The 484-nt window shown below is 71.3% G+C and carries 1 protein-coding gene; it reads left to right on the top strand.

Going from position 1 to position 484, the window contains the following annotated elements; genetic code table 11:
• On the top strand, nt 1-484 hold a 484-nt coding region (locus tag DI005_RS00155; RefSeq protein ID WP_158559765.1), incomplete at both ends, for a methionine adenosyltransferase domain-containing protein.

The following is a 484-nucleotide window of genomic DNA, read 5'->3' as shown; positions in this document are numbered from 1 at the left end:
TGATGTTCGGCTACGCGTGCTCGGACACGCCGGAGCTGATGCCGCTGCCGATCGCGCTGGCCCACCGGCTCTCGCAGCGGCTCGCCGCGGTGCGCAAGGAGGGCGTGCTGCCCTACCTGCGGCCGGACGGCAAGACGCAGGTGACCATCGAGTACGCGGGCGAGCAGGCGGTGAAGCTGGACACCGTGGTGGTGTCGAGCCAGCACGCCGACGGCATCGACCTGGACAAGATGCTCGGCGTCGACGTGCGCGAGCACGTGGTGGCGCCCGTGCTGGCCGGGGTGGAGCTCGACTCCTCCGACCTGCGGCTGCTGGTGAACCCCACGGGCCGGTTCGTGGTCGGCGGTCCGATGGGTGACGCGGGCCTGACCGGTCGGAAGATCATCGTGGACACCTACGGCGGGATGGCGCGGCACGGTGGTGGCGCGTTCTCGGGCAAGGACCCGTCGAAGGTGGACCGCTCGGCGGCGTACGCGATGCGCTG

This window comes from Prauserella sp. PE36, from assembly GCF_003311655.1.
GTDB lineage: Bacteria > Actinomycetota > Actinomycetes > Mycobacteriales > Pseudonocardiaceae > Prauserella_A > Prauserella_A endophytica.
Note: the sequence above shows the minus strand (reverse complement) of the source record. Positions and strands in the feature narration are given on the sequence as shown.